Source organism: Streptomyces sp. AK08-02, from assembly GCF_033795085.1.
GTDB lineage: Bacteria > Actinomycetota > Actinomycetes > Streptomycetales > Streptomycetaceae > Streptomyces > Streptomyces echiniscabiei.
The window spans coordinates 1-1,804 of record NZ_JARAZV010000044.1; the positions used below are offsets into that span (position 1 = coordinate 1).

General features: G+C 65.1%; 1 protein-coding gene. It reads right to left on the minus strand.

Annotated features, from left to right (window positions below):
• A partial coding sequence (locus PV734_RS45650; protein ID WP_319295224.1) for a non-ribosomal peptide synthetase occupies positions 1-1,804 on the minus strand: 1,804 nt, incomplete at both ends.

A 1,804-nucleotide genomic window follows, 5' to 3' on the forward strand; every position in this document is an offset into this window, starting at 1 on the left:
CCTGATGCGGGCGATCAGGCGGGTGGCGAGGAGGGAGTGCCCGCCGAGCCGGAAGAAATCGTCATCGGCACCGACCCGGTCGAGGCCCAGGAGATCGGCGAAGAGAGCACAGACAACCTCCTCCTCAGGAGTAGCAGGAGCACGGCCAGGGACGACTTCGAGGTCCGGAACCGGCAAAGCCTTACGGTCGACCTTCCCGTTCGAGGTCAGGGGAACAGAGTCCAGAACGACCCAGACAGAAGGAACCATGTGCTCGGGCAACACCCCCGAGACAGACTCCCCCACCGTCTCCACGCCGGCGCCCCCGACGAGGTAACCGACCAGACGCCCCTCCACCACCGAGACGACAGCATCACTGACACCCTCGACCTCACGCAGACGCGCCTCGATCTCACCCAGCTCGACACGCTGACCACGAATCTTGACCTGAGCATCACGACGGCCCAGAAACTCCAACTGACCATCCGACAGCCAACGCACACGGTCACCCGTGCAATACATGCGAGTACCCGGCTCACCACACGGATCCGCGACAAAAACACCCGAAGTACGGCCCGGGTCACCCAGATAACCACGACCCACACCCACACCAGCCACATACAGGTCACCGGCAACCCCCACCGGAACCACACGCAGACCGTCATCAAGAACGTACAGACGAGTGTTGCGCACCGCCCGCCCGATCGGCGACGACACCCGCCCACCAGCCTCCGCGATCACCGCATGAGTGACATCGTCCGAACACTCCGTCGGACCATACGCATTCACCACCGCAACACCCGGGAACCGCGCCAGCCAACGCCGGCACAACTCCGAAGGCAACTCCTCACCCGTCACCACAAGCCAGCGCAACAACACCAGCTCCGGCACCAGCGCACCCTCGTCCCAGCCATCCAACGCCGCCCGCAACAACGACGGCACCACCTCCAACACCGTGACCCCGTCACACCCCGCCATCCGGAACAGACCCACCGCATCCACGGCCAGCTCCGCCCCCACAGCCACCACCCGGCCACCCACCACCAACGGCGCCAGCATCTGCCACACCGACACATCGAAAGTCAACGGCGCGTTCTGCACCACCACATCCAACGCACCCAGACCCAAATCCCCCACCTTGGCCAACAGATGATTGTTCATCCCCCGGTGATGCACCATCACCCCCTTCGGACGACCCGTCGACCCAGACGTGAACAGCACATACGCCAACCGATCCCCAACCACAGGCACAGAAACCGGCACAGAAACAGGCACAGCCGAGACAGCAGACACAGACACAGGCACAGGCACAGGCACAGCCGAGACAGCAGGCAACTCACCCAACGCAACAACCTCGGCACCAAACCCAGCCGCAAGCCCCGCAAGCCCCGGCCCAGCCAGCACCACCGACACCCCCGCATCCGCCACCAAACCCGCCGAACGCCCCACCGGCGCCCGCGTGTCCAACGGCAGATACACACCACCCCCCGCCATCACACCCAACAACGAAGCAACAGCCCACCGACCACGCTCCGCCAACACACCCACCACACGCTCACCCCCACCCCCCACACACGCAGCGACCCGGTCGACCAGACCAACCAACTCGCCGTACGACACCTCCCCCTCACCATCCGACACAGCCACCGCACCCGGCCGCTCCACCGCCAACTCCCGCACCCGAGCCACCACATCAACCAAACCCGACTCATCAGCCCCCGTCGCATTCCACTCCACCAACAACCGCCGAAACTCCACCCCCGACAACAACGGCACATCCCCCACCCGCACATCCGGATCCACCACCACCGCCCGCAACACACGC